We start from the raw sequence: 25,506 nt of genomic DNA, 5'->3' as shown, positions 1-25,506 counted from the left end.
GGGCACATGCGACTGAATCCGTCGGCAGGTCTCCTGGCTTGCAGGTCATGGCGCGTGGCCGGCCTTCCCGGTTTCCCAGTGGCGATTGGCGCGCTCGCTGCAACAGTTGCGGGGGCAGCCACGCGGCAGAGTGCTCTGCTCGTGTTCCCTCTTAGGCCCGCGTCTACGTACCACGTAGCCGACGGACACCGACGAAGGCGCTATTATGCCCGCTTTGCGCGCCCGGATGAAAAGCCGCGTCGTCGGATACGAAGCAGTGCGCGGCTCGCGGCCCTTTGGCAGGCGCATGCAAAAGGCTGCCTCTGCCCCGTAGACGTAGGGTGGACGACGCTCTCCGTCCGCCGCTCCAGCATTGCAAAGGTGGACAGAAAAGCGTTATCCACCCAGCGGAAAGCACGCCGGTGCCTTTATAGCTGATGAGGTCCGTAGGGTTGAGGAGTGCAGCGACGATACCCATCAAGGCTGACTGATGAGCACCGCTTCGTTCACCGTCATCCTCCGGCACGGCCGTTCTGATAATGAGGAAAAACGCATGACACCCTGGCTGACCGTCGTGGGCATTGGAGAAGACGGCTACACCGGCCTCGGCAAGGCGGCGCGGCATGCGTTGCTCAAGGCTGATCAGGTGTTTGGCAGCGAGCGCCAACTGGCGTTGCTGCCGCCGTGCATCCGCGCCACGCATCAGCTGTGGCCCAAACCCTTTTCCCTGGCGCCGGTGCTGGAACAGCGCGGCACGCCAGTCTGCGTGTTGGCCAGCGGTGACCCGATGTTCTTTGGTGTCGGTGCCAGCCTGGCCCGTGAGTTGCCGAGCGAGGAGCTGCATATCCTGCCCGCCCCGTCGTCCTGCTCGCTGGCGGCGGCGCGTCTCGGCTGGCCGTTGCAGACCACGCCGTTGGTGTCGCTGGTCGGCCGCCCGCTGGCGGCGCTCCAGGCGCAGATCCATCCCGGCGTGCGCCTGCTGGTGCTGAGCAACGATGGCGAGAGCCCTGCCGCCATCGCCGAACTGCTGCGCGAGCGCGGTTTTGGCCCCAGTCGCCTGAGCGTGTTCGAACACCTGGGCGGCGCGCGGGAGCGGCGCATCGATGGCCTGGCTGACGGCTGGTCGTTGCAGCGCGCTGCCGATCTCAATCTGGTGGCAGTCGACTGCATCGCCAGCCACGATGCCAGGTGTCTGCCGCTCACCCCCGGCCTGCCGGACGATGCCTACCGCCACGACGGGCAACTCACCAAACGCGACGTGCGCGCCATCACCCTGGCGCGTCTGGCGCCGCTGCCCGGCGAACTGCTCTGGGATGTGGGGGCTGGCTGCGGCTCGATCGGCATCGAATGGCTGCGCGCGCACCCCAGCTGCCGGGCCATCGCCATCGAGGCGGACGAAGGGCGCCAGGCGCACATCGCCCACAACCGCGATGCCCTTGGCGTGCCGAATCTGCAACTGGTGGCCGGCCGCGCGCCCGAGGCGCTGGACGGATTGACGGCGCCCGATGCGATCTTTATCGGTGGTGGCGTTACCGTGCCGGGCATGTTGCAAGCCTGCTGGCAGGCGCTCAAGCCCGGGGGGCGGCTGGTGGCCAACGCCGTGACCCTGCAGAGCGAGGCAGCGTTGATCGCCTTTCGCGGCGAGCATGGCGGCGAGCTGACCCGCATCGACGTGGCCCAGGCCAAACCGCTCGGCGGCTTCGACACCTGGCGCGCCGCGTTGCCGATCACCCTGCTGCAGGTCACCAAGCCCTCATGAGTCGTGTGTTGTTGCTCGGCGGTATCGGCGAGGCTCTGACTCTCGCCCGGCGCCTCGGCCCGGCGCATATCTACAGCCTGGCCGGGCTGGGCAAGGTACCGAATGATCTCGATTGCCAGGTACGCGTCGGTGGTTTCGGCGGCGCCGAAGGCCTGGCGGATTTTATCCACAAGCAGGGTATCGACCTTCTGGTCGACGCCACCCACCCCTATGCCGCGCAGATCAGCCACAACGCAGCCCGCGCCGCGCAACAGGCCGGGATCGCCTGCTGGGCGCTGCGTCGGCCGGGCTGGCAGGCTTCGCCCGAGGACGACTGGCGCGAGGTAGTCGACTGGCCGACGCTGATCACTGCACTTGGCGACTTTCAGCGTCCGCTGTTCACCCTCGGCCGCGAGCCACTGGAGCATCTGCATGAGATTCCCGCCCATCAGCACTGGACGGTGCGCTGCCTGCACAGCCAGCCCGCTACGCCGCGCGCCGAAGTGATCGGCGCCCGCGGACCGTTCAGCCTGGAGGACGAGCGCGCGTTGTTCGAGCGCCTCGATTGCGATGTGCTGGTGAGCAAGAACAGCGGCAGCGCGGCGACCGAGCACAAGCTGCAAGTTGCCCGTGAGCGCGGCGTGCCGGTGCTGGTGCTGCAGCGGCCGCTGTTGCCCGCTGTAGACCGCGAATTCAGCGAACCCGAAGCGCTCTGGCAGGCGTTGCAGGGGCTTGGCCTCTAGCCGTAGCCCGCGGTAGAGCGCAGCGAAACCCGGGGAACGCTCTGCCAGATGTACGCCAAATCCAAGGGCCAACCTGGGTATCGCTGCGCTCAACCCAGGCTACGAACTGACCACGCTGTTAAACTGCCGCACTTTTTGCGGAGCCCGACCATGACTGCCACGCCTTATGCCCAGGTGCTATTCGCTGGCCCGGACTTGCTCGACGGCTCGTTCGCCGAGTTGTTTCGTGGCCGTTTGGTCGAGCTGCGCGGCGCGGCGGCGCTGGCCGATATCGTCGACACCGGCGCTGGCTACGACGGCCTCTGGCAACGTGTGGGCGACGGCAGCGGCCCGCTGCTGGTGATCGACCTGGAGCCGCAGAGCAGCAGCCAGCATGTCGACTGGCTACGCGCTGAACTCGCTGCCAAGACCGATCGCGAGCGCGTATTCGTCACCAGCCTGTTTGGCCAGCTCGATGCCGATGCTGCCGGCGCCGCCTGTGCATTGATCGAGCGGCCGGAGCTGCACCTCGGCTGCGTCGAGGTGCCGGCTCTGCCTGGCAGCCATGCCTGGTCGAAGGTCCCCGCCCACGAATACCGCGTGCTGCTCTGCAATGGCCCACGTTGCACCCGCCGCGGCGCGTTGGGGCTGTGGAAAATGTTGCGCGAGAAAGTCAAAGCCGCCGGACGCCTGGAGTGCGACGGCGGCGTGCACATCACCCGCACCCAGTGTCAGTTTCCCTGCGATCAGGGGCCGACACTGAGCGTCTATCCGCCAGGTCATTGGTACCAGGTGCGCAGCGAAGCCGACGTGGTGCGCCTGGTGGACGAGCAGCTGGTCGCCGGACGCCCGGTCCCCGAGCTGATGATGCAACGGCCGTAGTCCGTAGCCTGGGTTGAGCGCAGCGATACCCGGGACTGGCAATTATCCGCACCTGTCCGTTGGGTTACGTCGACCACCGCATCCGCTACTCGACCCGCGGGCATTTCGGGCTAACATGCCGCCATCATAAAAACTCGAGTCGTGCATGACCGCCCTGTTTCTGCGCAACCGCACCGTCGCAATCGTGCTGCTGATCGCTCTCGGCCTGGCTGTGAGCTTGTGGCTGGCCAGCCGTTATGCCGAGCAGCGCGCCTGGGAAGATCGCAGCAGCGAGGCCCACGGCCAGCTGCAGCTTTACGCGCAATCGATCCAGACGCTGGTCGACCGCTTCCGTTCGGTGCCGCAGCTGCTGGCGATGGACAGTGACATCCAGTCGCTGCTGCAGGCCCCTGACGATCCTCAACTGCGCAACAAACTCAATCGCCGATTCGAGCTGCTCAATGCCGCCGCCGGGGCCAGCGTGCTGTACCTGATCGACCGGCAGGGGCTGACCCTGGCGGCCAGTAACTGGAACGACTGGAGCAGCTTCGTCGGCAACAACTACAGCTTCCGCCCTTACTTTCAGGACGCCCTGCGCCGCACCTCAGGCCGCTATTTCGCGGTTGGGGTGACCACCGGTGTGCCGGGCTATTTCCTGTCCCACGCGGTGTACGACGATGACGGTGCGGTTATCGGCGTGCTGGTGGTCAAGCTCGAGCTTGAGGAGCTGCAGCGTGAATGGGTCGGCCAGCCGGGTGTGCTGCTGGTCGCCGACAGCTATGGCGTGGTAATTCTCAGCAACCGGCCGGCCTGGCGCTTTCGGGCGCTGGAAGAGCTCGATGAACTTGACCACGCCGAGTTGGTGGAGGTGCGCAAGTATGCCGAACGGGCGCTGCAGCCACTGCCCAAGGAGCACAGCCGATCACTCGGTGATAACGCCGACTGGATGACTATCGACGGCCCGGACGGTCGACGCAATTACCTCTGGCAACGCTCGCGCCTGCCCAGTGAAGCCTGGACGCTGCACCTGCTCGTCGATGAGGGCAGCCTGGGCGACACGGCGCGCAGCTATCGGCTGGCCGCCGCTGGCGTCTGGCTGACCCTGGTGTTCCTAGTGCTGTTCCTGCTGCAGCGGCGCAAGAACCGGCGGTTACAGGCGAGCATCCGAGAAAACCTCGAGCGTGAGGTGACGTTGCGCACCGCCGAACTGCGTGAAGCTCAGGAGGGCCTCGTGCATGCCGCGAAGATGGCCGCGCTGGGGCAGATGTCGGCGGCCATGGCCCATGAGATCAACCAGCCGCTGACCGCCATTCAAATGCACTTGAGCAGCCTGGGCCTGCTGCTCGACAACGGGCGCGAGCAGGATGTGCGCACCGGCCTGACGCGGATCGACGGCCTTCTGCAGCGCATGGCCAGCCTCACCGGGCACCTGAAAACCTTCGCCCGCAAGAGCCCGGCCGGGCTCAACGAGCGCTTGCTGCTCAGCGACGTGCTGGAGCAGGCGCTGTTGCTGCTGGCGCCACGGCTGCGCAGTGAACAGGTCGAACTACTGCAGGAAATCCGCAGCGAAGCCTGGGTCTGCGGTGATGCCATCCGCCTCGAGCAGGTCATTCTCAACCTGCTCAACAACGCCCTGGACGCCATGCTCGACAGCCCTGTGCGGCGGCTTGGCGTGTTAATCGAGGTTCAGGGCGCGCAGTGCGTCATGCGCATCAGCGACAGCGGCGATGGCATTGCCGAGGCTAACCTGGGCCACGTGTTCGAGCCGTTCTTCACCACCAAGCCGGTGGGCGAGGGCCTGGGTCTCGGGTTGGCGATTTCCTACGGTATCGTGCGCGACCTGGGCGGCAACCTGGAGGCTGCCAACGCTGCCACTGGCGCAGTCTTCACACTGCGCCTGCCCAAGGCATGAGCGGCTGTGTGCGAGTGGATGAGTGTGGGCGCGGTGCGGCTTTCGCCGCCGCGCACGGGGAGCTGTGGCGTTACACTGCGGCGTCGAGCCAGGAGGTGGTATGAGTGGTCAGGTAATCGTCGTCGACGATGAAGCAGCGATTCGCGAGGCGGCGCAACAGTGGCTGGAGCTGTCCGGTTTCAGCGTGCAGGTCTGCTCCAATGCCGCGCAGGCATTGGCACTGATCGACGTCGACTTTGCCGGCGTGCTGATCAGCGACGTGCGCATGCCCGGCACCGATGGCCTGCAATTGCTTGCCAAGGTGGTCGAGTGCGACCGCGACCTGCCGGTGATCATGATCACCGGGCACGGCGATGTGCCGATGGCCGTGCAGGCGATCCAGCTGGGCGCCTATGATTTCATCGAAAAACCGTTCACCCCGGATCGGCTGCTCGACGTCGTGCGGCGTGCACTGGAGAAGCGCCGGCTGGTCTGCGAGAACCGTATCCTGCGCCAGCAATTTGGCATGAAGGACGGTATCGCCGCGCAGCTGCTCGGTGTATCGCGGCCCATGGAACGCCTGCGGCGGCAGATTCTCGACCTCGCCGGCACCTCGGTGAACGTGCTGATCCGCGGCGAAACCGGCTCCGGCAAGGAGCGCGTGGCGCGCTGCCTGCACGATTTCAGCGAACGTGCCGACAAGCCGTTCGTGGCCCTCAACTGCGCGGCGATCCCGGAGCACCTGTTCGAGAGCGAGCTGTTCGGTCACGAGAGCGGTGCGTTCACCGGCGCGCAAAGCAAGCGCATCGGCCGCATCGAGCATGCCGACGGCGGCACCCTGTTCCTCGATGAAGTGGAAAGCCTGCCGCTGGCGCAACAGGTCAAGCTGCTGCGCGTGCTGCAGGAAAAGACCCTGGAACGCCTCGGCTCCAACCGCAGCATCCGTGTCGACCTGCGCGTGATCAGCGCGGTGAAGCCGGACCTGCTCGATGAAGTTCGCGCCGGGCGCTTCCGCGAGGATCTGCTCTATCGGCTGAATGTCGCCACCTTGCAGATCCCCGCGCTGCGCGAGCGCCGTGAAGACATCTCGCTGCTGTTTGAGCATTTCGCCGAGGAAGCTGCGCAGCGTCATGGCCGCAGCCTGGAGCCGTTGACCCCGGCCGAACTGGCCAACCTGCTGGGCCACGACTGGCCGGGCAACGTGCGCGAGCTGATCAACGCAGCCGAGCGCCACGCCCTCGGGTTGAGCGGCTCAACGCAGGAGGACGTGGAGCAATCGCTGGCGCAGCAGATGGAAGCCTTCGAAGCGCAGTGCCTGCACAACGCGCTGCTGCGCTGCCGGGGCAGCATCCTGCAGACCATGGAGCTGCTGCAACTGCCGCGCCGCACCCTCAATGAGAAAATGCAGCGCCACGGCCTGCAGCGCAGCACCTACCGGCCCGCCGGCAGCAGCGACGAAGACTGAAAATCGCCGGAGCATTTCGCGATCATCCGCGAGGGCTGGCAGACGGCGGGAGCGGGCAGCCGTTGGCAATTGATGGGTTTTATCCATCCTGCAGCCATGTTCAGGCTGAGCAGTTGGTGAGTTGACTCCAGGTCGACCGCCGCTTCTGGCGGTCAGTTATCCACGTTTGAGCGGAATCTTGCCGGTTGCCCAGCCGGTAATAGGCGGGGTTTCGCTGGTTTACGCCTGGCTGCCTGGGCTGGACCCCTCTGGCGCGTGGGTTCTTATCTCTGGCACGGCATCTGCTATGTATTTAGGGCAACCGGCATTCATCGACCGGTGACCATAATAAAGACAAGAGTCGTCATGCTTCGCGGTAGCCAACCGCCTGCAGCCGTTCGCGCGGCACTCTCCGTCCCCGTGGTCATCGATCCGAACCGGCTCTATGACAACAATAAGCACGGAGAAACACCCATGCGACTGACCAAGCGTTTCAGCCTTCTCGCCGCTGCTGCGGCCATCACCGCCAGCACGGCCGTGTTCGCGGCACCCACCTTCATCAATGTCCTGACCGGCGGTACCAGCGGGGTGTACTACCCGATCGGCGTAGCGCTGTCGCAGGTTTATGGCAACGGCATCGAAGGGTCGAAAACCTCCGTACAGGCGACCAAAGCCTCGGTGGAAAACCTCAACCTGCTGCAGTCGGGCCGCGGTGAGCTGGCCTTTGCCCTCGGCGATTCGGTAGACGATGCCTGGAACGGTGTCGAAGACGCGGGCTTCAAAGCGCCGCTGAAGAAAATCCGCGCGATTGCCGCCACCTACCCGAACTACATCCAGATCGTTGCCAGCAAGGAATCCGGGATCAAGACCCTGGAAGACCTCAAGGGCAAGCGTATTTCCGTCGGTGCACCGAAGTCCGGTACCGAGCTCAATGCACGGGCGATCTTCAAGGCCGCCGGCCTGAGCTACAAGGACATGGGCCGCGTTGAGTTCATGCCCTACGCCGAGTCGGTCGAGCTGATCAAGAACCGTCAGCTGGACGCCACCCTGCAGTCGTCCGGCCTCGGCATGGCAGCAATTCGTGACCTGGCGTCGATGGTGCCGATCACCTTCGTGGCCATTCCGGAAGACGTCGTCACCAAGATCGGCAGCAGCGCCTACCAGGCGCGCGTGATCCCGGCCGGCACCTATGACGGTCAGGATCAGGACGTACCGACCGCAGCGATCATCAACATCCTGGTCAGCCATGAAGGCGTCGACGATGAAGTCGCCTACCAGATGACCAAGCTGATGTTCGACAACCTGCCTCGCCTGGTCAATTCGCACTCGGCGGCCAAGGACATCAAGCTGGAAACTGCTACCGAAGGCCTGCCAATCCCGCTGCATCCGGGCGCTGAGCGCTTCTACAAGGAAGCAGGCGTACTCAAGTAAATCGCCCTGGCCGAGCGCTTCTACAGCGCTCGGCACACTTCCCGCTTCGCCGGGTGGGTGCAGGCTGTCAGCTGATGGTCGGCATTCACCCGCAGTCCGATTTTTCGCCCTCTGGGCGTCAGCGTAGGTGTGACCAGCATGAGTGAACATCAGGGGCTGAGCGCCAGCCCGAGTGAATGGCCGAAGGCGTTGTTCTACACCGCCTTGCTGTTCTCAACGTACCAGATCATCACGGCGGCGTTTCACCCGGTGTCCAGCCAGGTGTTGCGTGCCGGGCACGTCGGCTTCCTGCTGCTGATGGTCTATCTCTGCTACCCGGCCCGCGGCGCAGGCCGCCCGTGGCAGCCGCTGGCCTGGTTGCTGGGCCTCGCCGGGATGGCCACGTTCGCCTACCAATGGTATTTCGAAGCTGATCTGATCCAGCGCTCCGGTGACCTGAGCACTGCGGATATGGTCGTCGGCATCGGCCTCATGCTGCTGATTTTCGAGGCAGCCCGCCGTGTGATGGGCATCGCGTTGCCGCTGATCTGCGGGTTGTTCCTGCTTTACGGCCTGTTCGGTGAATACCTGCCGGGCGATCTGGCGCACCGTGGTTACGGCTTCGATCAGATCATCAACCAGCTGGCGTTCGGTACCGAAGGCTTCTATGGCACACCGACCTACGTGTCGGCGACTTACATCTTCCTGTTCATCCTGTTCGGTGCGTTTCTCGAACAGGCTGGCATGATCAAGCTGTTCACCGATTTCGCCATGGGCCTGTTCGGCCACAAGCTCGGCGGCCCAGCCAAGGTCTCGGTGGCGTCCTCGGCGCTGATGGGCACCATCACCGGCTCCGGCGTGGCCAACGTGGTGACCACCGGGCAATTCACCATTCCGTTGATGAAGCGCTTCGGCTACCGACCGGCGTTTGCCGGTGCCGTGGAAGCGACCTCGAGCATGGGTAGCCAGTTGATGCCGCCGGTGATGGGCGCAGTGGCGTTCATCATGGCCGAAACCATCAACGTGCCGTACGTGGAAGTGGCCAAGGCTGCACTGATTCCCGCGCTACTGTATTTCGGCTCGGTGTTCTGGATGGTTCACCTGGAGGCGAAAAGCGCCAACCTGCGCGGCCTGCCGAAAGACCAGTGCCCCAGCGCCTGGGCAGCGGTCAAGCAGCGCTGGTTCCTGCTGATCCCGCTGCTGGTACTGGTGTACCTGCTGTTCTCCGGGCGCACGCCGATGTTCTCCGGCACCGTCGGGTTGGCGCTGACGGCCATCGTCATCCTCGGTTCGGCGATCATCCTCAAGGTATCGTCGAAGATCATGCGCATGGTCTTCTGGGTCGCGTTGGGGATTCTTTGCGCGGGCTTCTTCCAGCTCGGCATTGGCGTGGTGTTCGGGGTGATCGCCGCGCTGGTGGCGGTCTGCTGGTTCATCAAGGGCGGCCGTGAAACCCTCCAGGCCTGCGTGCATGCGCTGGCTGAAGGCGCGCGGCACGCGATCCCGGTCGGTATCGCCTGCGCCCTGGTGGGCGTGATCATCGGTGTGGTCTCGCTGACCGGCATCGCCACCACCTTCGCCGGCTACATCCTCGCCATCGGCCAGAACAACCTGTTCCTGTCATTGGTGCTGACCATGATCACCTGCCTGATTCTCGGCATGGGCATCCCGACCATTCCCAACTACATCATCACCAGCGCGATTGCTGCGCCGGCGCTGCTGGACCTGGGCGTGCCGCTGATCGTCTCGCACATGTTCGTGTTCTATTTCGGCCTGCTGGCCGACCTGACGCCGCCGGTGGCGCTGGCCTGTTTCGCAGCCGCGCCGATCGCCAAGGAGAACGGCTTCAAGATCAGCCTGTGGGCGGTGCGTATTGCGGCTGCCGGCTTCGTGGTGCCGTTCATGGCGGTCTATGACCCGGCGCTGATGATGCAGGGCGACAGTTGGGCCGCGACGATCTACATGTTCGCCAAAGCAGTATTTGCGGTCGGCTTATGGGGCATGGCGGTGGTCGGTTATCTGAACGTGCGGATGGCCTGGTGGGAGCGCATTTGGGCGTTCGCCGCGGGCGTCGCGCTGATTCTGGCCATGCCCATCAGCGACGAGATCGGCTACCTGCTGGGTATCACGCTGATTGCCCAGCACCTGTGGCGCGCGCGCCGCGCCGCTGCGGTGGCGGTTTGATCGGTCTGTGCCTCGGCTTGGCGGGGACGGTATGGGCGCAGCTGCCCATGCCGTCCTTTACCCTGGCCTGGAACCACACGATCGAGAAGATCCGCTGGGAAGAGGACTACCGCGTCACCCCTGCCGGGCTTTTGCTCGGCGAGGCGCGCGTACGTGGCAGTGGCGCCGGCATGGAGATTCCAGATGGCGCCGTACTGCGCGATGGCAGCTGGCACTACCAGCGCCAGCTGCCGGCTCTGCAACCGCTGCGCCTCGGTCGCACCCCCGAGGCCGGTGATTATCAGCTGTGCAACGACAACGACTGTCAGCCTCTCAGCCAATGGCTTGGCCCGCCGACGGCAAGCCAGCCGGCGGTGGAACTGTGGAGTTGCGAGGTGGACGCGCGGTAGAAGGTGAAAGCAGCCATCAGATCGTTCCTCACGCTCCGCGTGGGAATGCCTCCTGGGACGCTCTGCGTCCGCTTTTGAATTCTGCCTAGCGCAAACGGGCGCAGAGCGCCCTAGCCTGAGCTACCACGCTGGAGCGTGGGAGCCATCATTAAGCGGAGCGTGAGGAACGATCTGTTGAACGTCCGCTCTCGCCACGCAACAGCCACTCCCTGCGCTGCGCTCACGAGATGCGGCGCATCTCCGCCAGCTCTGCACGTAACCCTTCAGCTCGTCGAGGATCATCTGTTCGCGTACTGCGCGGGCCTCGACTTCGGGGTCCGGGCCCTGGGCGTCCTGCATGGCGTTGACGATCACCGCGATGAACAGGTTGAGCATCATGAAGGTGGCGATAAGGATGTAGGGCACGAAGAACACCCAGGCCAGAGGCTGCTCTTCCATGACCGGGCGGACAATGCCCATCGACCAGCTTTCCAGGGTCATGATCTGAAACAGCGTGTAGAGGCTGGCGCCGATGTTACCGAACCATTCAGGGAAGCTCTGACCGAACAGTTGCGTGGCCATCACGGCGGCGACGTAGAACAGTAGCGCCATCAGCATGACGATGCTGCCCATGCCCGGTAGCGAGGCCAGCAGCGCCTGCACCACCTTGCGCATGCTCGGGTTGATCGACACCAGGCGTAGCACGCGCAGTACACGCAGCGCGCGCAACACGCTGAATGGCCCGCTGGCCGGCACCAGTGCGATACCCACCACCAGGCAGTCGAACACCGCCCAAGGATCACGCAACAGGCCGATGCCCCGAGCCGCGAAGCGCAATGCCAGCTCGATCACGAACGCCGTGAGGATGAAGATATCCACAGGCAACAGCAGCCAGCCCCATTCGCGAACGATATCCGCCGAGGTCAGCAAACCGAGGATGGCGGCGTTGATCAGGATCAGCGCGGTGATAATCCGCTGCACCGGCGTGCTGTCCATCAGCTCGGCCAGCTTCAGGCGCCAGGTAGGGGCGGTTGGGTGTGACATGCTTTCGTTCATGGTCTGCTAGACGGGCTCAACTGGGCTGCTGAGCGTAGAGAAGCGCCATGACGGAAGGAAGCGATAAGGTTGCGGTTGGCCGAATGCTTTTTCACCAAATGTGTAGACGGCTATCAACGGAACACCGTGCAGCCGAATGGCATGATTGCCGAAGCCGCTCTGGGGCATTAGCCTGCACGTTTTGCTTCGGGCCAGGCGGCCCTTACCACGCGACGGATGACCGCATGAGCGAGCAGGGCGACAACATCACGTATTACCTGGAAATGCACAGCGCCGAGCAGGTGCGTGGCAAGCCGTTGCCGGATGATCTGCAGGTAGTCGAATGCCGGATCAAGCAGTTCCAGCTCAACCGCTTTCTCTACCAGCTGGTGGGTGGGCCCTGGGAGTGGACGGACAAGCTGTCCTGGTCCGATGCGCAGTGGCGCGAGCTGATCGAGCAGGACAACCACCGCACCTGGGTGGCCTATCACCAAGGCGCAATCGCCGGTTACTACGAGCTGCAGCGTGACGCCGAGAGTTCGGTGGAGATTCTTTATTTCGGCCTCGCCGAAGCCTTCTTCGGCCAGGGTTTCGGCGGCCCGTTGCTCACTCATGCGCTGCAATCCGCCTGGGCGTGGGCGGGCACTCGGCGGGTCTGGGTGCATACCTGCACACTCGATCATCAGAGCGCCCTGGCCAACTACCAGGCGCGTGGGTTGCAGCTGTATCACCAGGAAGTCGAAGGCTGATAGCGCCATCGTGCCGTGACATCCCAGCCGGTTTGCTGTCTGAGATCAGGCGAGCCACGTCGCGTTCACTGAACGGAGTCTTACATGCCGATGCCTAGTCTGAAGTTCCTGCCCCTCTGCTTGCTGGCGCTGCCTTTCATGGCCACCGCTCAGCAGCAGATCCAACCCGGCCTTTGGGAAATCACCTCGAAGAATATGCAGCTTGGCGGCCGCACGCTGCCCAGCAGCGACGTGATGCTGCAGCAGTTCAAGAACCTGCCCCAGGCGCAGCGCGAAATGATGGAGCGGGCGATGGCCCAGCAGGGCATTCAGCTAGGCGACAAGGGCGTGCAGTATTGCATCAGCCAGGCGCAGATTGATGCGCAGAACATACCGCTGCAGGACCCTAATTGCCGCCAGCAGATCACCTCGCGTGACAATGACCGCTGGGTGTTCAACTTCACCTGCCCGCAGGGCCGGGGTGAGGGTGAAGCGCATTTCCTCGACGATAAATCTTTCACCACGCAGGTTCGCGGCGAATTCGACAGCGGTGCCGGTCGTCAGCAGGGCAGCATGGAGTCCGATGCTCGCTGGGTCTCGGCCGAGTGCGGGGCGTTGAAGTCGCTTCAGCCCTGAGCCCGTTCCGCGTTACAGAATCGGCGAGATCAGCCGCGCCACGCGCATGCCCAGTTGTTGAAGGCGATGCACCTCGCGGCGGTCGGCGCCAATCAGCTCGCGGGATTGGCTGAAGTCGTTCTCCAGCATGGCCTCGACTTGGCGGGCGAACTCCGTATCAACCGTCACCAGGGTGATTTCGAAGTTGAGGCGGAAGGAGCGGTTGTCCAGGTTGGCGCTGCCGACCACGCCGATGTCCTGATCGATCAGCGCGACTTTCTGATGCAGGAAACCCGGCAGGTAGCGAAAAATCCGCACCCCTGCGCGCAGCGCCTCGAAGGCAAAAAGGCTGGACGCGGCGTAGACGATGCGATGGTCTGGTCGCGCTGGTAGCAGAATGCGTACATCCACGCCGCGCAGCACGGCCAGACGCAGGGCCGCGAACAGTGACTCGTCCGGGATGAAATACGGGCTGGTTAGCCAGATGCGCTCACGGGCCGCGTTGAGCATTTCCACGAACAGCAGTGAGCAGGTTTCCTGAGCATCCGCGGGGCCGCTGGTGATCACCTGGCAGAGCATGCCTTCGTCCGGGTAGATCTCGGGCAGCAGCAGTGGCGGCAATTTGCGGGTCGCCCAGAACCAGTCTTCGGCGAAGGATTCCTGCAGGCAGGCCACGGCGGGACCATGCACTTCCACATGGGTATCACGCCACGGTGACAGGCGCGGCTTCTCGCCCAGGTACTCGTCCCCCACGTTGTGCCCACCGAGAAAGCCACGCTCGCCATCCACCACGACGATCTTGCGGTGGTTGCGGAAATTCAGCTGGAAGCGATTGAACAGCCCGCCGCCGGTAGGGAAGGCATGCATGTGCACGCCGCCCTCACGCAGGCGTTTCACATAGCGCCGCGGTAGCGCGTGGCTGCCCACCGCGTCGAATAGAAAGTGCACCTGCACGCCTGCCGCCGCGCGTTCGAGCAGGACTTCCTGCAGGCGCCGGCCGAGCTTGTCGTCATGGACGATGAAGAACTGAATGAGGATCACCTGACGCGCCTCGGCCAGCGCTTGGCATATGGCGTCGAAGGTCGCTTTGCCATCGATCAGCAGGCTGACCCGATTGTTCGCCAGGCACGGCATGCGGCCCAGCCGCGGCAGGGCACGGAGTTGCCCATAGGCTTCTGATTCGCCGGCGGCGATGGCTTCTCTGACCCAGGGACGCCAGTCGAGAGCCGCCATGGCCTTGTGCATCTGCTTGTCGACCTGGCGGCGCGCCTCGATGTACGCGTAAAAGCGGCTGCGCCCGAAAATGACATAGGGCAGCAGGGTCAGGTAGGGCATGAAGAACAGCGACAGCGCCCAGGCAATGGCGCCCTGGGCGGTGCGTACGGTAAGAATCGCGTGCACGGCGGCGATCGCTCCAAGGCCATGGGTCGCCGCGATCAGATAGCCGAAGAAATGCTGTATGCCGAATTCCATTGCCGTTCGCTTAATGACTGCTGTGCCAGCATAGACCACGCTATCGGCTGCTCGTCGCGAGGGATTGTCGGCGTTCCACGTGAAACCCGACTTCGTCTGCTCGGCAGTCCGCCATGTAGGCCATGTCTGGGTGTCGCGCGGTAGTGGCCAGTCATCAGGGTAAGCGACTGCCTTCAGCGCCAATTATGGCTGGCGCTCGCGGCAGCATCATGGGCATGCAGGCTTTCTGCGTGGGTCACGTGGAGGCGGAAACCCTCGACTTCCGGCATCGACAGCAGCGCGCCATGCAGGCGACGCGCGGCGTCTTCGCAAAACATCAGATTCTGTCCGTTGGCCAACGCAAAGGCCTGCTCGTCGGCGCGCTTGACGGCAGTTTGCACGGCGGTACCGAGGGCGGCCTCGGCACGGTCGAGCAGGCCGATAAAGGGCAGTGAAGTGGCATCGGCTTGCAGGCGCACACGGATATCGGCCTCACTGCGCTGGCTGTGGGGCGTGGCAATGATTCCAGCGCTGCTGCCGAGCCAGGCGTGCATCGTATCGAAGTCTGGCTGCCGTTCGCAGAAGTCGTCGGCGAAGCGCTGCTGGATCAGCTGCCGCGCCAGAGCCGCCGAGCAGGGGCAGGTGGATGAGTAGCTCAGCTGCAAGCCCAGCTCCAGGTGAAATCCTGATGGGGCCAGGTGTGCCTTGAGCGTAAGCGGATAGGCCTTGTAACCGGACAATGGGCTGATCAGCGCCGGCCGTTCGATCAGCCATTCGCCGCGCAACTCCAGGTAGGCGCGTAACGACAACCCGTCGTGGCTGTTCAGAAAACGCTCCAGTACTTCACGCAGCAAGGCCGGCGACACGGCTTCGCGCTGCAGCTCGGCAACAGCCAGATACAGGCGTGACATATGAATGCCACGCGTCTGGCCGTCGTCCAGGCTTACGCCGGCATCGATTCGCGCGCTGACGGCCTGCGTGTCGATGCGCACGGGCAGCGCAATGCCGCGCATGCCCACCCAGTCGAGCATGGCGGTGGAACCGCTGCTGCGCTGAGCGGCGATATCGGGCATGTCGGTTTGCTGATTCATTGTTCACCCTGGTTCGTTTTCAGTACAATTCCGCTTTAAATGTTATGTTATAACAAATAAGGTAAATGAGTGAGCCTGCGATGACCCCCCGACGAACTGCTTGCCCTGCCACCTGCGGCGTACATGAACGAAGCCCAGCAAGGTTTCTTCCGTGATCTGCTGCTTCAACAGCGCCAGGCGTTGCAGCAGCGTATCGACGATGAGTTTGGGGCTTTGCGCGAGCAGGACCGACCCGCCGACGAGGCCGACATGGCCAGCCGGGAGGAGCAGCGGCAATGGCAGCTGCGCCTGCTTGAGCGTGAAAAGAAGCTGCTCGACAAGATCGACGAAGCGCTCGAGCGAATGGCCCACGGTGAATACGGCTGGTGCCGCGAAACCGGTGAGCCGATCGGCCTGCGTCGTCTGCTGCTACGGCCAACCGCAACCCTGTGTATCGAGGCGAAAGAGCGCGAAGAACAGCGCGAACGCCACCAACGCTCCGTGTAATGCCTGACGCTCTGATGAGGAACCCGTGATGCCCAACCGCCTACCCGTAACCGTGCTGTCCGGCTTTTTAGGGGCCGGCAAGAGCACTTTGCTCAACCACGTGCTGAAGAACCGCGACGGTCTGCGCGTGGCCGTGATCGTCAACGACATGAGCGAAATCAACATCGACGGCAGCGAGGTGCGGCGCGACGTCAGCCTTAACCGTGCCGAAGAAAAGCTGGTGGAGATGAGCAACGGCTGCATCTGCTGCACCTTGCGCGAAGACCTGCTCGAGGAAGTCAGCAAATTGGCCCGCGATGGTCGTTTCGATTACTTGCTGATCGAGTCCACCGGTATTTCCGAACCACTGCCGGTGGCCGAAACCTTTACCTTCCGCGACGAGGCAGGCCAGAGCCTGGCAGATCTGGCGCGCCTGGATACCCTGGTGACGGTGGTCGACGGGGTGAACTTCCTGCAGGACTTTCAAGCCGCCGAGAGCCTGGCCAGCCGGGGCGAAACACTGGGTGACGAGGACGAGCGCTCGATCAGCGACCTGTTAATCGAGCAAGTCGAGTTCGCCGATGTGCTGCTGGTCAGCAAGATCGACCTGATCAGCCAGGCCGAGCGTGAAGAGTTGATGGCCATTCTGCGACGCCTCAACACCCGTGCCGAAATCCTGCCGATGAGCATGGGCGCGGTGCCGCTGCAGGCGATTCTCGACACCGGGCTGTTCGACTTCGAGCGAGCAGCCGAAGCGCCAGGCTGGCTCAAGGAATTGCGCGGCGAGCATGTGCCGGAAACCGAAGAATATGGCATCGCCTCCAGCGCTTACCGGGCGCGCCGGCCGTTTCATCCACAGCGGTTCTTCGATTTCCTTAACCGGGAATGGGTTAACGGTCGGTTACTGCGTTCCAAGGGATTTTTCTGGCTGGCCAGCAAATACCAGGAGGCCGGCAGCTGGTCGCAGGCAGGCGGGCTGATGCGCCACGGTCTGGCCGGGCGCTGGTGGCGCTTCGTGCCGAAAAGCCAATGGCCGCAGGACGCCGACGAGCGGCAGGCGATCATCCGTCAATGGGACGAAGCCAGCGGCGATTGCCGCCAGGAGCTGGTGTTCATCGGCCAGAATATCGACTTCGCGCAGCTGCATGCGGAGCTGGATGATTGCCTGCTCAGCGATGCCGAAATGGCGGCCGGGGTAGAGACCTGGTGCCAATTGGCCGATCCGTTCGGCCCCTGGGTGGAGGCCGCATGATGCTTGCTCTGCAGACACCACCGGCACCACAGCAAATGAGCGGCGAGCGCGTCGATGTACTGACCGAAGTGCTGCGCGATGACGTCAACCTGGCGGTCTGGCAGCGCACGCTGCCGGATCACGTCACGGGCTTTGCCGCCGCGCTGCTGGCTCAGGGCGAGCCGCTGGCGCAATCATTGAGCATCGACCTCACCGATGCAGAAGCCGAGCCGGCATTGCCCGGGCTGCTCGCTGGGTACAGCGATATGCCCGGCCAGGCGGCCTTTCTCGCTGACGTGGCCTGGCTGGTTCGCGCCTATGCCTGCCTGCTCGACGCCCGCAGCGTCGGCTTGCGTCTGCGCGTGCTGGATGGCGCCATGTGCCCGCGCTTCCACGTTGATCGCGTACCGCTGCGGCTGATTACCAGCTACGCCGGTCCCGGTAGCCAGTGGCTGCGCGAGGGCGCAGTGGCGCGGCAGCCTCTCGGTGGCGCGCAGGCGCTCGCTGGGGAAGGTGCAGCAGTCGAACAGATCGCTTGCGGGCACGTCGCGCTGCTCAAGGGCGAGCGCTGGATCGGCAACGAAGGCCGCGGCCTGGTCCATCGCTCACCGGCGTTACCCGCTGGTGAACGGCGCTTGCTGCTGACCCTGGACTGGTTGGCGTGAAGCCAATGCACAGGCAAAAAAATGCTGCGCCAAGGCGCAGCAACAGCGCAGCTCGGGCCTGTCCGGCTGCGAGCCTTTATTAAGCCCCCTACAGATGACGATTGAATGACGGCTCAGTAGGCCATCCACACGCCTTTGCTTTGCTGCTCGCAGAACGGCTTGAGGTAGGCGGCGTCGTTGGCCACGCCGTAATAATGCACATCCTGCTGGTACGGCGTGCCGCCGACCCGGGCGTTACGACACACCCCGAATGCGCCAGTGGGGCACTGCTCGACGAAGCTGACGTCGACCTTCTGGCCCTTGAGCTGCGGCTGGCAGAAACCGGTGCGGAACAGGTTCGGGGGAATGCTGCGGTTCTGCTGGCAGACTTTCACATCCAAACGCTCAGCCTGGCTGTGCACCACGCACGCTTCGCCCCAGGCCAGGCCGGACAGACCACATAACGCGAGAGGCAGCAAACGGCGCATCGATCCAACTCCGGAAAAATGATGCAGAACTGTAGGGGCTGAGGTGCGCTTATCGCAAGCCAAAGCTTCCTCCCAAACTGCCAACGCGTCACCATAGTGGAATGTTGAAACAGATACCCACCCACCTGATCGCCGGCCCGCTCGGTGCCGGCAAGACCAGCCTGATCCGTCATCTTCTGGCGCAGCGGCCTGCGGGCGAGCGCTGGGCGGTGCTGATCAACGAGTTCGGGCAGATCGGCCTGGACGCTGCGCTGCTGGCGCGTGACGAGGATGGCCTGAGCTTCAGCGAGGTTGCCGGTGGCTGCCTGTGCTGCGTCAATGGCGTGCCGTTCCAGGTCGGCCTGGGCCGTCTGCTGCGCAAGGCCAAACCGGATCGCCTGTTTATCGAGCCCTCCGGGCTGGGCCATCCGCTGAGCCTGCTGGAACAGCTGGCGGCCGCGCCCTGGGAAGGCGTATTGGCCGTGCAGCCGCTGCTGATGGTGCTCGACGCAGCCGCCCTGGCCACAAATGTACCGCTCGCCGATAGCCAGCGTGACGCGCTGGCCCATGCCGGTTTGCTGGTGTTGAACAAGAGCGACGGGCTGGACGCAGCGAGCCGTGCGGCCATCGAGACCCGGTTGCAGCGGGCGCTGTACTGGACTAGCCAGGGCCGCGTGCCGTTCGGCCGTCTGCCGATTGCTAGCGTGGCAGCGGCTGCAAGCAGCAGCGCAGCGTTGCCGGATGGTCCGTTACCGCCAGCGGCGGTCTGGCGCAGTGCCGAAGAGCCGATCTGCCTGATTCAGGATCAGCCCGAGGGGTGGAGTATTGGCTGGCGCTGGCACCCCAGCCAGCGTTTCGACCTTTTGCAGGTGCAGCAATGGCTGGCTCCGCTGCCCTGGCGCCGCGCCAAGCTGGTGCTGCACACCAATGCTGGCTGGCTCGCCGCCAATGCATTGCAAGGGCAAGCCCTGCATTGGCAGAACAGCGAGTGGCGCAAGGACTCACGGCTTGAGCTGATCTTCAGCGGCGCTCAGGACCAGGCCGCACTGCGCGCGGCGATGGCTGCCTGCCGGTTGGCCTGAGGCTGTTTCAATCCCGCGTGGAGGGGTGGTCGCGGCGCCATTGCTGCAGCTCGATCACTTGGCCAGACTGCCGGGGTGCGGGTGCGGGTGCGGGTGCGGGGGGCGACGCGACCGCCGCTGGCGGCTCGCGGAATGGATACGGATCCAGCTCGATGCCGCCCAGGTTGGCGCCGAACATGACGATGCGACCGCCATGGCGCTGATCGCCAGTGACGGTGAACTCGAACCCGTAGATGCGCGCGAAGCGCCGATTGCCTCGCGCGTCACGCACCACAGCGAAGCGCTGGAAGGCGACGTTACCGTCGAGCAGTTCAATATCCAGCTTGCTGCAGTGCTGCTTGACCCGCGTCAGTGCGCGCTCGCGAATGCCATGGCCGTGCCAGAGCCAGGCGGCAGCGGCGGCCAGCAGCATGAGAATCAGCAGGTTGCCGAGGGTCAGCATGGCAAACGAACTCGCGAGGTGGGCGCTCAGCTTACCCGATCTGCCGGACGATGGCGCCCGGCAGATCGGTTGCCACTGGCAGGTTACTGGCTGATTGGCGCCGGCGCCTGCAGCCCCAGGCGCTCGAACATCACCCGGGCGATTTCCCGCTCACCCATCACCACCAGATCGGCCTTGTGCTCGCGCAGGTAATCGACTTCGTCATCGAAATGTGCGCGTGCAATGATGTCCAGGTCGGCATTTGCCTGCCGGCCATGCAGGGCGATCTGCCCGGCCTCGAGGCTGTTGGGGATGGCAATCATCAACCAGCGCGCCTGGGCGACATTGGCCAGCTCCAGCACGTGGGTGCTGGCCGCGTTGCCAAGCACGACGCTAAAGCCTTCCTCGCGCAGTTCCTGAGCGCGGGTGCGGTTATCGTCGATGATCACCAACGGCACGCCTTCGCCGCGCAGGCGTTTGCTGATACGGCTGCCGACGCGACCATGGCCGATGAGGATGGCATGGCCGACTTCGCTGATCGGATGCAGATCGTTGTCTTCGCCGTCCGCAACGCTGACTTGGTCGGCCGGCTTGGTGTGTTCGCGGCGATCCAGCCACGGTTGCAGGCGGTCGATCAGCAGGAACAGCAGCGGGTTACAGAGGATCGACAGGATGGCGCCGGCCAGCACCAGATCGCGGCCTGCTTCCGGCACCAGGTTCAGGCCGATACCCAGGCCGATGAGGATGAACGAAAACTCGCCGATCTGCGCCAGGCTCACCGAGATGGTCAGCGCGGTGCTCAATGGCTTGCGGAACGCCAGCACGATCAGCATCGCCGCCAGCGATTTGCCGAACACGATGATCAGGAATGTGCCCAGCACCAGTAACGGTTGCTCGACCAGAATCGCCGGGTTGAACAGCATGCCCACCGAGACGAAGAACAGCACGGCAAAGGCATCACGCAGCGGCAGCGAGTCTTCGGCGGCCTTGTGGCTGTATTCGGACTCGTTGAGGATCATGCCCGCAAAGAAGGCGCCCAGCGCAAAGGACACGCCGAACAGCTGTGCCGAGCCGTAGGCGATACCCATGGCGATGGCCAGCACGGCCAGGGTGAACAGCTCACGTGAGCCGGTGCCGGCGCTGCGTTCCAGCAACCAGGGGATGACCCGTCGACCGACCACGATCATCAGCGCGACGAATGCGGCGACCTTGCCAAAGGTGAGCAGCAGTTGCATACCGATGCTGCTGGAGCCGTCGCCCTGCGGGATGCCACCGAGGAAACCGGACAGCGCGGGCAGCAGAACCAGCGCCAGGACCATCACCAGGTCCTCGACGATCAACCACCCGACCGCGATCTTGCCGCGGCGGCTGTCGATCAGCTGGCGCTCTTCCAGAGCGCGCAGCAGCACCACGGTACTGGCTACCGAAAGCGCCAGGCCGAACACCAGGCCAGCGCCCCAACCCCAGCCCATGGCCCACGACAGGCCCATGCCCATGAGTGTGGCGACGGCGATCTGAACCACGGCGCCGGGAATGGCGATGTGTTTCACCGACATCAGGTCTTTCAGGGAGAAATGCAGGCCCACGCCGAACATCAGCAAAATCACGCCGATCTCGGAGATCTCATGGGACAGTTCCTTGTCGGCAACGAAACCAGGGGTGAAAGGGCCGACGATGACGCCAGCGAGTAGATAGCCGACCAGAGGCGACAGCCGCAGCCGGTTGGCGAGGCTGCCGAAGATATAAGCGAGTACGAAACCGACGGCGATGGTGGCAATCAGGGGGGTGTGATGAGGCATGCAAGCTCCCGATTTGGAACGGGCCTCGCGTGCCTACGCTGGAGAAACTCAGCGCAGAGGTGCGTAACGGCCCAGGTCGGGTTGCCCGACCATAAAGACCGATATTTTATATGAAAATATTGCTTATAACTAAAAGGTATTTGTACGGGATGTGTCTCAGCCCTTGCTAATGCCGTTGCATTAGGTCAGGCATCGCCTTTCAGCGCACGGTAGCGGCTTTCCAGTTCCTGACGAATCTCGCGCCGCTGGCGGCCTTGCTCAAAGCGTCGGCGTTCTTCTGAGTTTTGTGGCTGGCGCACCGGCACCTCCACGGATTTACCCTGTTCATCGATCGCCACCATGGTGAAGAAACAGCTGTTGGTGTGGCGTACCGAGCGTTCGCGAATGTTTTCGGTGACCACCTTGATGCCGACTTCCATGGAGGTTCGGCCGGTGTAATTCACCGAGGCCAGGAAGGTCACCAGTTCACCGACATGCACCGGTTCGCGAAAGGTCACCTGATCCACCGACAGCGTCACCACATAGCGACCGGCGTAGCGGCTGGCGCAGGCGTAGGCCACTTCGTCGAGGTATTTGAGCAGGGTGCCGCCGTGCACATTGCCGGAAAAGTTGGCCATGTCCGGGGTCATCAGGACGGTCATTGTCAGTTGTGCGTTTCCGGGTTCCATAGGGTCTGGCTCATCAGGTTGAAGGGGCGCGATTTTCCACCGTCTGAGCGGCGTTGGCTGGTCGATTGTGTCTATGTACGTGATTGCTGCAACGTATGCTCCGGTATTTCACTCTCAGCGTCATGACCCATTTGTTCATTTACAAGGAAGCCACCATGAAGCGTACCGTTGTTGTCTGCGCCTTGCTGCCGCTTGTGATCGGCATTGCCCAGGCCGCACCGCAGCCCTGCGACACCGTCAGCCTGTGCAATTCGGCCGGCACCGCAGCCTATCAGGCGGGACGTTACGAAGAAGCTGCAGAGGCCTTCGAGCGTCAGCTGCGACGTGCCGAGCAAACGCAAGACAGCGCCGCCCGCGAGCTGGCCCTGAACAATCTGGTAGTGACCAGCCTGCGCCTTCAGCAGTCAGGTCAGGCAAGAGCATGGTTGAACCTGGCTCTGAACGACGGCATGCACGGCACGGCCACCCGGCACAATTTGCGCTCGGTGTCCGCGGCGCTGGATTACCAGGCCCTTGGCGCCAGCCTGGAGGGTCGCTATCTGCGTTACGCCGGAGCGGCAGTGTGGAGCAGCCTGGATATCAGCCGTCAGCCAGACGGCAGCTATCGGGCGCATTTTTCACCATTGCGCGCGGGCGCCAAGGTCGAAGAATACGGTCCGGCCGCCATCGGTGAGCTGCAAGGAGCCTTACAGGGCGAGAAAGCCTATTACCAACTGACGGCTGCGGATCTGCCTCAGGGCTGCGCCGTCGAGTTGTTTCACGAAGGCTTGGATATTCGCGTGCTGGAAGTCTTCGACCCGCAGTGCCAGCAATACGGCGGCGCCGGGATCAGCGTGGCTGGCAATTACCTGAAGGTCAGCGCCGATCCGCAGCAGCAGGCGCGCTGATCAGGCGCTGCCTGGAACACCGGCGTGGGTAGCCCGGTCGAGTGCAACGCCATGTGGGATGGCTGCTCTGGGTATCGCTGCGCTCAACCCAGGCTATGGGCACTCCGCCACCATCGTCAGCAACCCAGCTCCAGCTAGGGCGCTACCGGATTCAGGCACCAGGGCCAGCCCTGCTCGCCGATTCAGATCATGAGCGGCGTGCAGATTCGGTGATGCTGTTGCCGATCATGGGTGTTTCCTCGCGAAGGTGGGCGCTTATTCAAACCGTCGAATCAGGGTGTCGCATGCATTGGCGGTGACCTGAAAACATCGTCGGACGTCTTTTTGCGGTACCTGCACAACCGCGTACGGCGTGCGCTTTGCGGTAAATGTTTCCGAATATTGCCACGTCGCGACGTGTACGGCTCGGATGTTAACCTGCGGTCAAAGTGGCCCAGCAACGGGCCAATTACCCCCATTCTTCAGCAGGCTCACGTGAGCCATCGAGCAGCCGCCCGAGCTCGCTTGTGCCTGCCTCAAAACAAGGAGCAGTTTCCTCATGCATGCCATCAGCTTCATCCAGGATCTAGCGGTGATCATGCTGGTGGCCGGGGTGGTCACCGTGCTGTTCCACCGCTTCAAGCAGCCGGTGGTGCTCGGTTACATCCTCGCCGGCTTCCTGATCGGCCCGCACACGCCGCCGTTCGGCCTGATCCACGATGAAGAGACCATCCGCACCCTCGCCGAGCTGGGGGTGATCTTCCTGATGTTCTGCCTGGGGCTGGAATTCAGCCTGCGCAAGCTATTCAACGTCGGAGCCACGGCCTTCATCGCGGCGTTCCTGGAAATCATCCTGATGATCTGGATCGGTTTCGAGATCGGCCGTTACTTCGGCTGGAGCACCATGGATTCGCTGTTCCTCGGTGCGATCCTGGCGATTTCCTCGACGACCATCATCATCAAGGCGCTCGGCGACCTGAAGATGAAGAACGAGCGCTTCGCACAGCTGATCTTCGGGGTGCTGATCGTCGAGGACATCCTCGGCATCGGCATCATCGCGTTGCTGTCCGGTATCGCCCTGAGCGGCAGTGTGGAAACCGGCGAGGTGTTCGCCACCGTCGGCAAGCTGTCGCTGTTCATGATCGTCGCCTTGGTCATCGGCATCATCCTGGTGCCGCGCATCCTCGCTTACGTGGCCAAGTTCGAAAGCAATGAGATGCTGCTGGTGGCGGTGCTGGGCATGTGCTTCGGCTTCTGCCTGCTGGTGGTCAAGCTCGAATACAGCATGGTGCTGGGCGCCTTCCTGATCGGCGCGATCATGGCCGAGTCGCGCCAGTTGGTGCAGATCGAGCGTCTGGTCGAGCCGGTGCGCGACATGTTCAGCGCGATCTTCTTCGTCGCCATCGGCTTGCTGCTCGACCCCAACGTGCTGGTCGAATATGCCTGGCCGATCGCCGTGATTACCGTGGCCGTGATCGTCGGCAAGGTGGTTTCGTGCAGCGTGGGCTCCTTCATCGCTGGCAACGACGGGCGTACTTCGCTGCGCGTCGGCATGGGCCTGTCGCAGATCGGCGAGTTCTCTTTCATCATCGCTACCCTGGGCATGACCCTGCAGGTGACCAGCGACTTCCTCTACCCGGTAGCGGTTGCCGTGTCGGTGATCACCACCCTGACCACGCCGTACCTGATCCGCTCGGCGGATCCGCTGGCGGTGAGTCTCGGCAAGGTCATGCCGCAGCGCGTGTCGCGGGTGTTCTCGTTGTACGGCGAGTGGCTGCGCAGCATCCAGCCGCAAGGCCAGGGTGCGATCCTGGCGGGGATGATCCGCAAGATCGTCCTGCAGGTGCTGGTCAACCTGGCGTTCGTGGTGGCGATCTTCCTTGGCATCGCCTTCTTTGCCACCCAGATCGGCGCCTGGCTGGCTCAATGGCTCGATCAGGAAAACCTGCGCAAGGCAGTGATCTGGGGCGCGGCGCTGATCCTGTCGCTGCCGTGCCTGATCGCGGCGTACCGCAAGATCAAGGCGCTTTCCATGCTGCTCGCCGAGATGGGCGTGCGCCAGGAGAAGGCCGGTCGCCATACGGCGCGGGTGCGCAAGGTGATTTCCGAGGTGATTCCGCTGCTCTCGCTGGTCGGCATCATGGTGCTGCTGACGGCGCTGTCGTCGAGCATCCTGCCGTCCAACGACATGCTGCTACTGGTCGGTGTCGTCGCCGCCGGTGTGGTGGCCGTGCTGTGGCGCTGGTTCATCCGCGTGCACACGCGCCTGCAGATCGCCCTGTTCGAGACGCTCGACAAGCCCGATACACCTGGGCATCACTGAAACGACAAGGGCGCCAATAGGC

22 protein-coding genes, 1 pseudogene and 1 riboswitch are annotated in these 25,506 nt (G+C 63.7%); of the genes and pseudogenes, 16 read left to right on the top strand and 7 right to left on the bottom strand.

The annotated features are described in order from the left end of the window. Positions 1-6: 6 nt before the first annotated feature. A riboswitch (cobalamin riboswitch) is annotated at positions 7-208 on the bottom strand. Between the two features lie 324 nt (positions 209-532). The 8 genes from cbiE (at position 533) to BLS60_RS20005 (ending at position 10,618) form a co-directional block, all read left to right on the top strand. Next, positions 533-1,738, top strand: a complete 1,206-nt coding sequence (gene cbiE / locus BLS60_RS20040) for a precorrin-6y C5,15-methyltransferase (decarboxylating) subunit CbiE (protein ID WP_092371720.1) — start codon at positions 533-535, stop codon at positions 1,736-1,738. Continuing rightward, positions 1,735-2,460, top strand: a complete 726-nt coding sequence (locus tag BLS60_RS20035) for a cobalt-precorrin-6A reductase (protein WP_092371644.1) — start codon at positions 1,735-1,737, stop codon at positions 2,458-2,460. The genes cbiE and BLS60_RS20035 overlap by 4 nt, the downstream gene beginning before the upstream one ends. Before the next feature lie 150 nt (positions 2,461-2,610). Next, positions 2,611-3,321 (top strand): (2Fe-2S) ferredoxin domain-containing protein, encoded by a 711-nt coding sequence (locus BLS60_RS20030; protein ID WP_092371641.1) that lies wholly within the window; start codon positions 2,611-2,613, stop codon positions 3,319-3,321. Between the two features lie 145 nt (positions 3,322-3,466). Next, entirely contained in the window at positions 3,467-5,212 is a 1,746-nt protein-coding gene (locus BLS60_RS20025; RefSeq protein ID WP_092371638.1) for a sensor histidine kinase, read from the top strand. Between the two features lie 100 nt (positions 5,213-5,312). Next, positions 5,313-6,656: a sigma-54-dependent transcriptional regulator gene (locus tag BLS60_RS20020; protein WP_092371635.1), complete on the top strand. Its 1,344-nt coding sequence runs from the start codon at positions 5,313-5,315 to the stop codon at positions 6,654-6,656. Between the two features lie 453 nt (positions 6,657-7,109). Further along, the gene (locus BLS60_RS20015; protein ID WP_070882461.1) at positions 7,110-8,066 is read left to right on the top strand and encodes a TAXI family TRAP transporter solute-binding subunit; all 957 of its coding nucleotides are present in this window, start codon (positions 7,110-7,112) and stop codon (positions 8,064-8,066) included. Positions 8,067-8,204: 138 nt separating this feature from the next. Further along, positions 8,205-10,229: a TRAP transporter permease gene (locus tag BLS60_RS20010; protein WP_092371632.1), complete on the top strand. Its 2,025-nt coding sequence runs from the start codon at positions 8,205-8,207 to the stop codon at positions 10,227-10,229. Next, positions 10,226-10,618, top strand: a complete 393-nt coding sequence (locus BLS60_RS20005; RefSeq protein WP_070882587.1) for a DUF1850 domain-containing protein — start codon at positions 10,226-10,228, stop codon at positions 10,616-10,618. The genes BLS60_RS20010 and BLS60_RS20005 overlap by 4 nt, the downstream gene beginning before the upstream one ends. A 220-nt stretch (positions 10,619-10,838) precedes the next feature. Here BLS60_RS20005 and BLS60_RS20000 read toward each other — a convergent pair. Next, positions 10,839-11,641: pseudogene (locus BLS60_RS20000) on the bottom strand (ion transporter). Between the two features lie 236 nt (positions 11,642-11,877). On the opposite strand from BLS60_RS20000, the gene BLS60_RS19995 reads away from it, so the two are divergent. Further along, positions 11,878-12,381, top strand: a complete 504-nt coding sequence (locus tag BLS60_RS19995) for a GNAT family N-acetyltransferase (RefSeq protein ID WP_092371629.1) — start codon at positions 11,878-11,880, stop codon at positions 12,379-12,381. Between the two features lie 84 nt (positions 12,382-12,465). Continuing rightward, positions 12,466-12,996 carry a DUF3617 domain-containing protein gene (locus tag BLS60_RS19990; RefSeq protein ID WP_092371626.1) on the top strand — a complete coding sequence of 177 codons (531 nt, stop codon included), beginning with the start codon at positions 12,466-12,468 and terminating at the stop codon, positions 12,994-12,996. A 12-nt stretch (positions 12,997-13,008) separates the two neighbouring features. Here BLS60_RS19990 and cls read toward each other — a convergent pair whose 3' ends face one another. After that, positions 13,009-14,448, bottom strand: coding sequence for a cardiolipin synthase (gene cls, locus BLS60_RS19985; protein WP_092371623.1), 1,440 nt, complete (start codon positions 14,446-14,448; stop codon positions 13,009-13,011). 173 nt (positions 14,449-14,621) lie between these two features. Then, complete coding sequence (folE2, locus tag BLS60_RS19980) at positions 14,622-15,518, bottom strand: GTP cyclohydrolase FolE2 (protein WP_092371620.1); 897 nt, start codon at positions 15,516-15,518, stop codon at positions 14,622-14,624. A gap of 123 nt (positions 15,519-15,641) precedes the next feature. Here folE2 and dksA point away from each other — a divergent pair, with 123 nt between their 5' ends. The 3 genes from dksA to BLS60_RS19965 are packed head-to-tail and all read left to right on the top strand — an operon-like array spanning position 15,642 to position 17,879. Continuing rightward, the gene (dksA, locus tag BLS60_RS19975) at positions 15,642-16,004 is read left to right on the top strand and encodes an RNA polymerase-binding protein DksA (RefSeq protein ID WP_092371617.1); all 363 of its coding nucleotides are present in this window, start codon (positions 15,642-15,644) and stop codon (positions 16,002-16,004) included. A 28-nt stretch (positions 16,005-16,032) separates the two neighbouring features. Further along, complete coding sequence (zigA, locus tag BLS60_RS19970) at positions 16,033-17,235, top strand: zinc metallochaperone GTPase ZigA (RefSeq protein WP_092371613.1); 1,203 nt, start codon at positions 16,033-16,035, stop codon at positions 17,233-17,235. Continuing rightward, positions 17,235-17,879, top strand: a complete 645-nt coding sequence (locus tag BLS60_RS19965) for a DUF1826 domain-containing protein (protein ID WP_092371717.1) — start codon at positions 17,235-17,237, stop codon at positions 17,877-17,879. The genes zigA and BLS60_RS19965 overlap by 1 nt, the downstream gene beginning before the upstream one ends. A gap of 113 nt (positions 17,880-17,992) precedes the next feature. Here the strand turns inward: BLS60_RS19965 and BLS60_RS19960 are convergent, their stop codons facing one another. Then, entirely contained in the window at positions 17,993-18,346 is a 354-nt protein-coding gene (locus BLS60_RS19960; protein ID WP_070882469.1) for an NADH:ubiquinone oxidoreductase, read from the bottom strand. Between the two features lie 101 nt (positions 18,347-18,447). Between BLS60_RS19960 and BLS60_RS19955 the strand changes: the two genes are divergently transcribed. Further along, on the top strand, positions 18,448-19,407 hold the full coding sequence (locus BLS60_RS19955) for a CobW family GTP-binding protein (protein ID WP_092371610.1): 960 nt from the start codon (positions 18,448-18,450) through the stop codon (positions 19,405-19,407). A gap of 7 nt (positions 19,408-19,414) precedes the next feature. Here the strand turns inward: BLS60_RS19955 and BLS60_RS19950 are convergent, their stop codons facing one another. The 3 genes from BLS60_RS19950 to BLS60_RS19940 all read right to left on the bottom strand — a co-directional run bounded on the left by BLS60_RS19950 (position 19,415) and on the right by BLS60_RS19940 (position 22,295). Beyond that, on the bottom strand, positions 19,415-19,849 hold the full coding sequence (locus BLS60_RS19950; protein WP_092371606.1) for a DUF3301 domain-containing protein: 435 nt from the start codon (positions 19,847-19,849) through the stop codon (positions 19,415-19,417). Between the two features lie 83 nt (positions 19,850-19,932). Continuing rightward, on the bottom strand, positions 19,933-21,627 hold the full coding sequence (gene ybaL, locus BLS60_RS19945; protein ID WP_092371603.1) for a YbaL family putative K(+) efflux transporter: 1,695 nt from the start codon (positions 21,625-21,627) through the stop codon (positions 19,933-19,935). 185 nt (positions 21,628-21,812) lie between these two features. Then, positions 21,813-22,295 carry an acyl-CoA thioesterase gene (locus tag BLS60_RS19940; protein WP_070882473.1) on the bottom strand — a complete coding sequence of 161 codons (483 nt, stop codon included), beginning with the start codon at positions 22,293-22,295 and terminating at the stop codon, positions 21,813-21,815. Between the two features lie 155 nt (positions 22,296-22,450). On the opposite strand from BLS60_RS19940, the gene BLS60_RS19935 reads away from it, so the two are divergent. Continuing rightward, complete coding sequence (locus BLS60_RS19935) at positions 22,451-23,182, top strand: tetratricopeptide repeat protein (protein ID WP_092371714.1); 732 nt, start codon at positions 22,451-22,453, stop codon at positions 23,180-23,182. A 538-nt stretch (positions 23,183-23,720) separates the two neighbouring features. After that, the gene (locus BLS60_RS19930) at positions 23,721-25,484 is read left to right on the top strand and encodes a cation:proton antiporter (RefSeq protein WP_092371600.1); all 1,764 of its coding nucleotides are present in this window, start codon (positions 23,721-23,723) and stop codon (positions 25,482-25,484) included. The last annotated feature ends 22 nt before the right edge of the window (positions 25,485-25,506 follow it).

Origin of the sequence: Phytopseudomonas seleniipraecipitans (genome assembly GCF_900102335.1) — a bacterium.
GTDB lineage: Bacteria > Pseudomonadota > Gammaproteobacteria > Pseudomonadales > Pseudomonadaceae > Aquipseudomonas > Aquipseudomonas seleniipraecipitans.
This window is presented reverse-complemented; position numbering and strand designations above follow the sequence as displayed.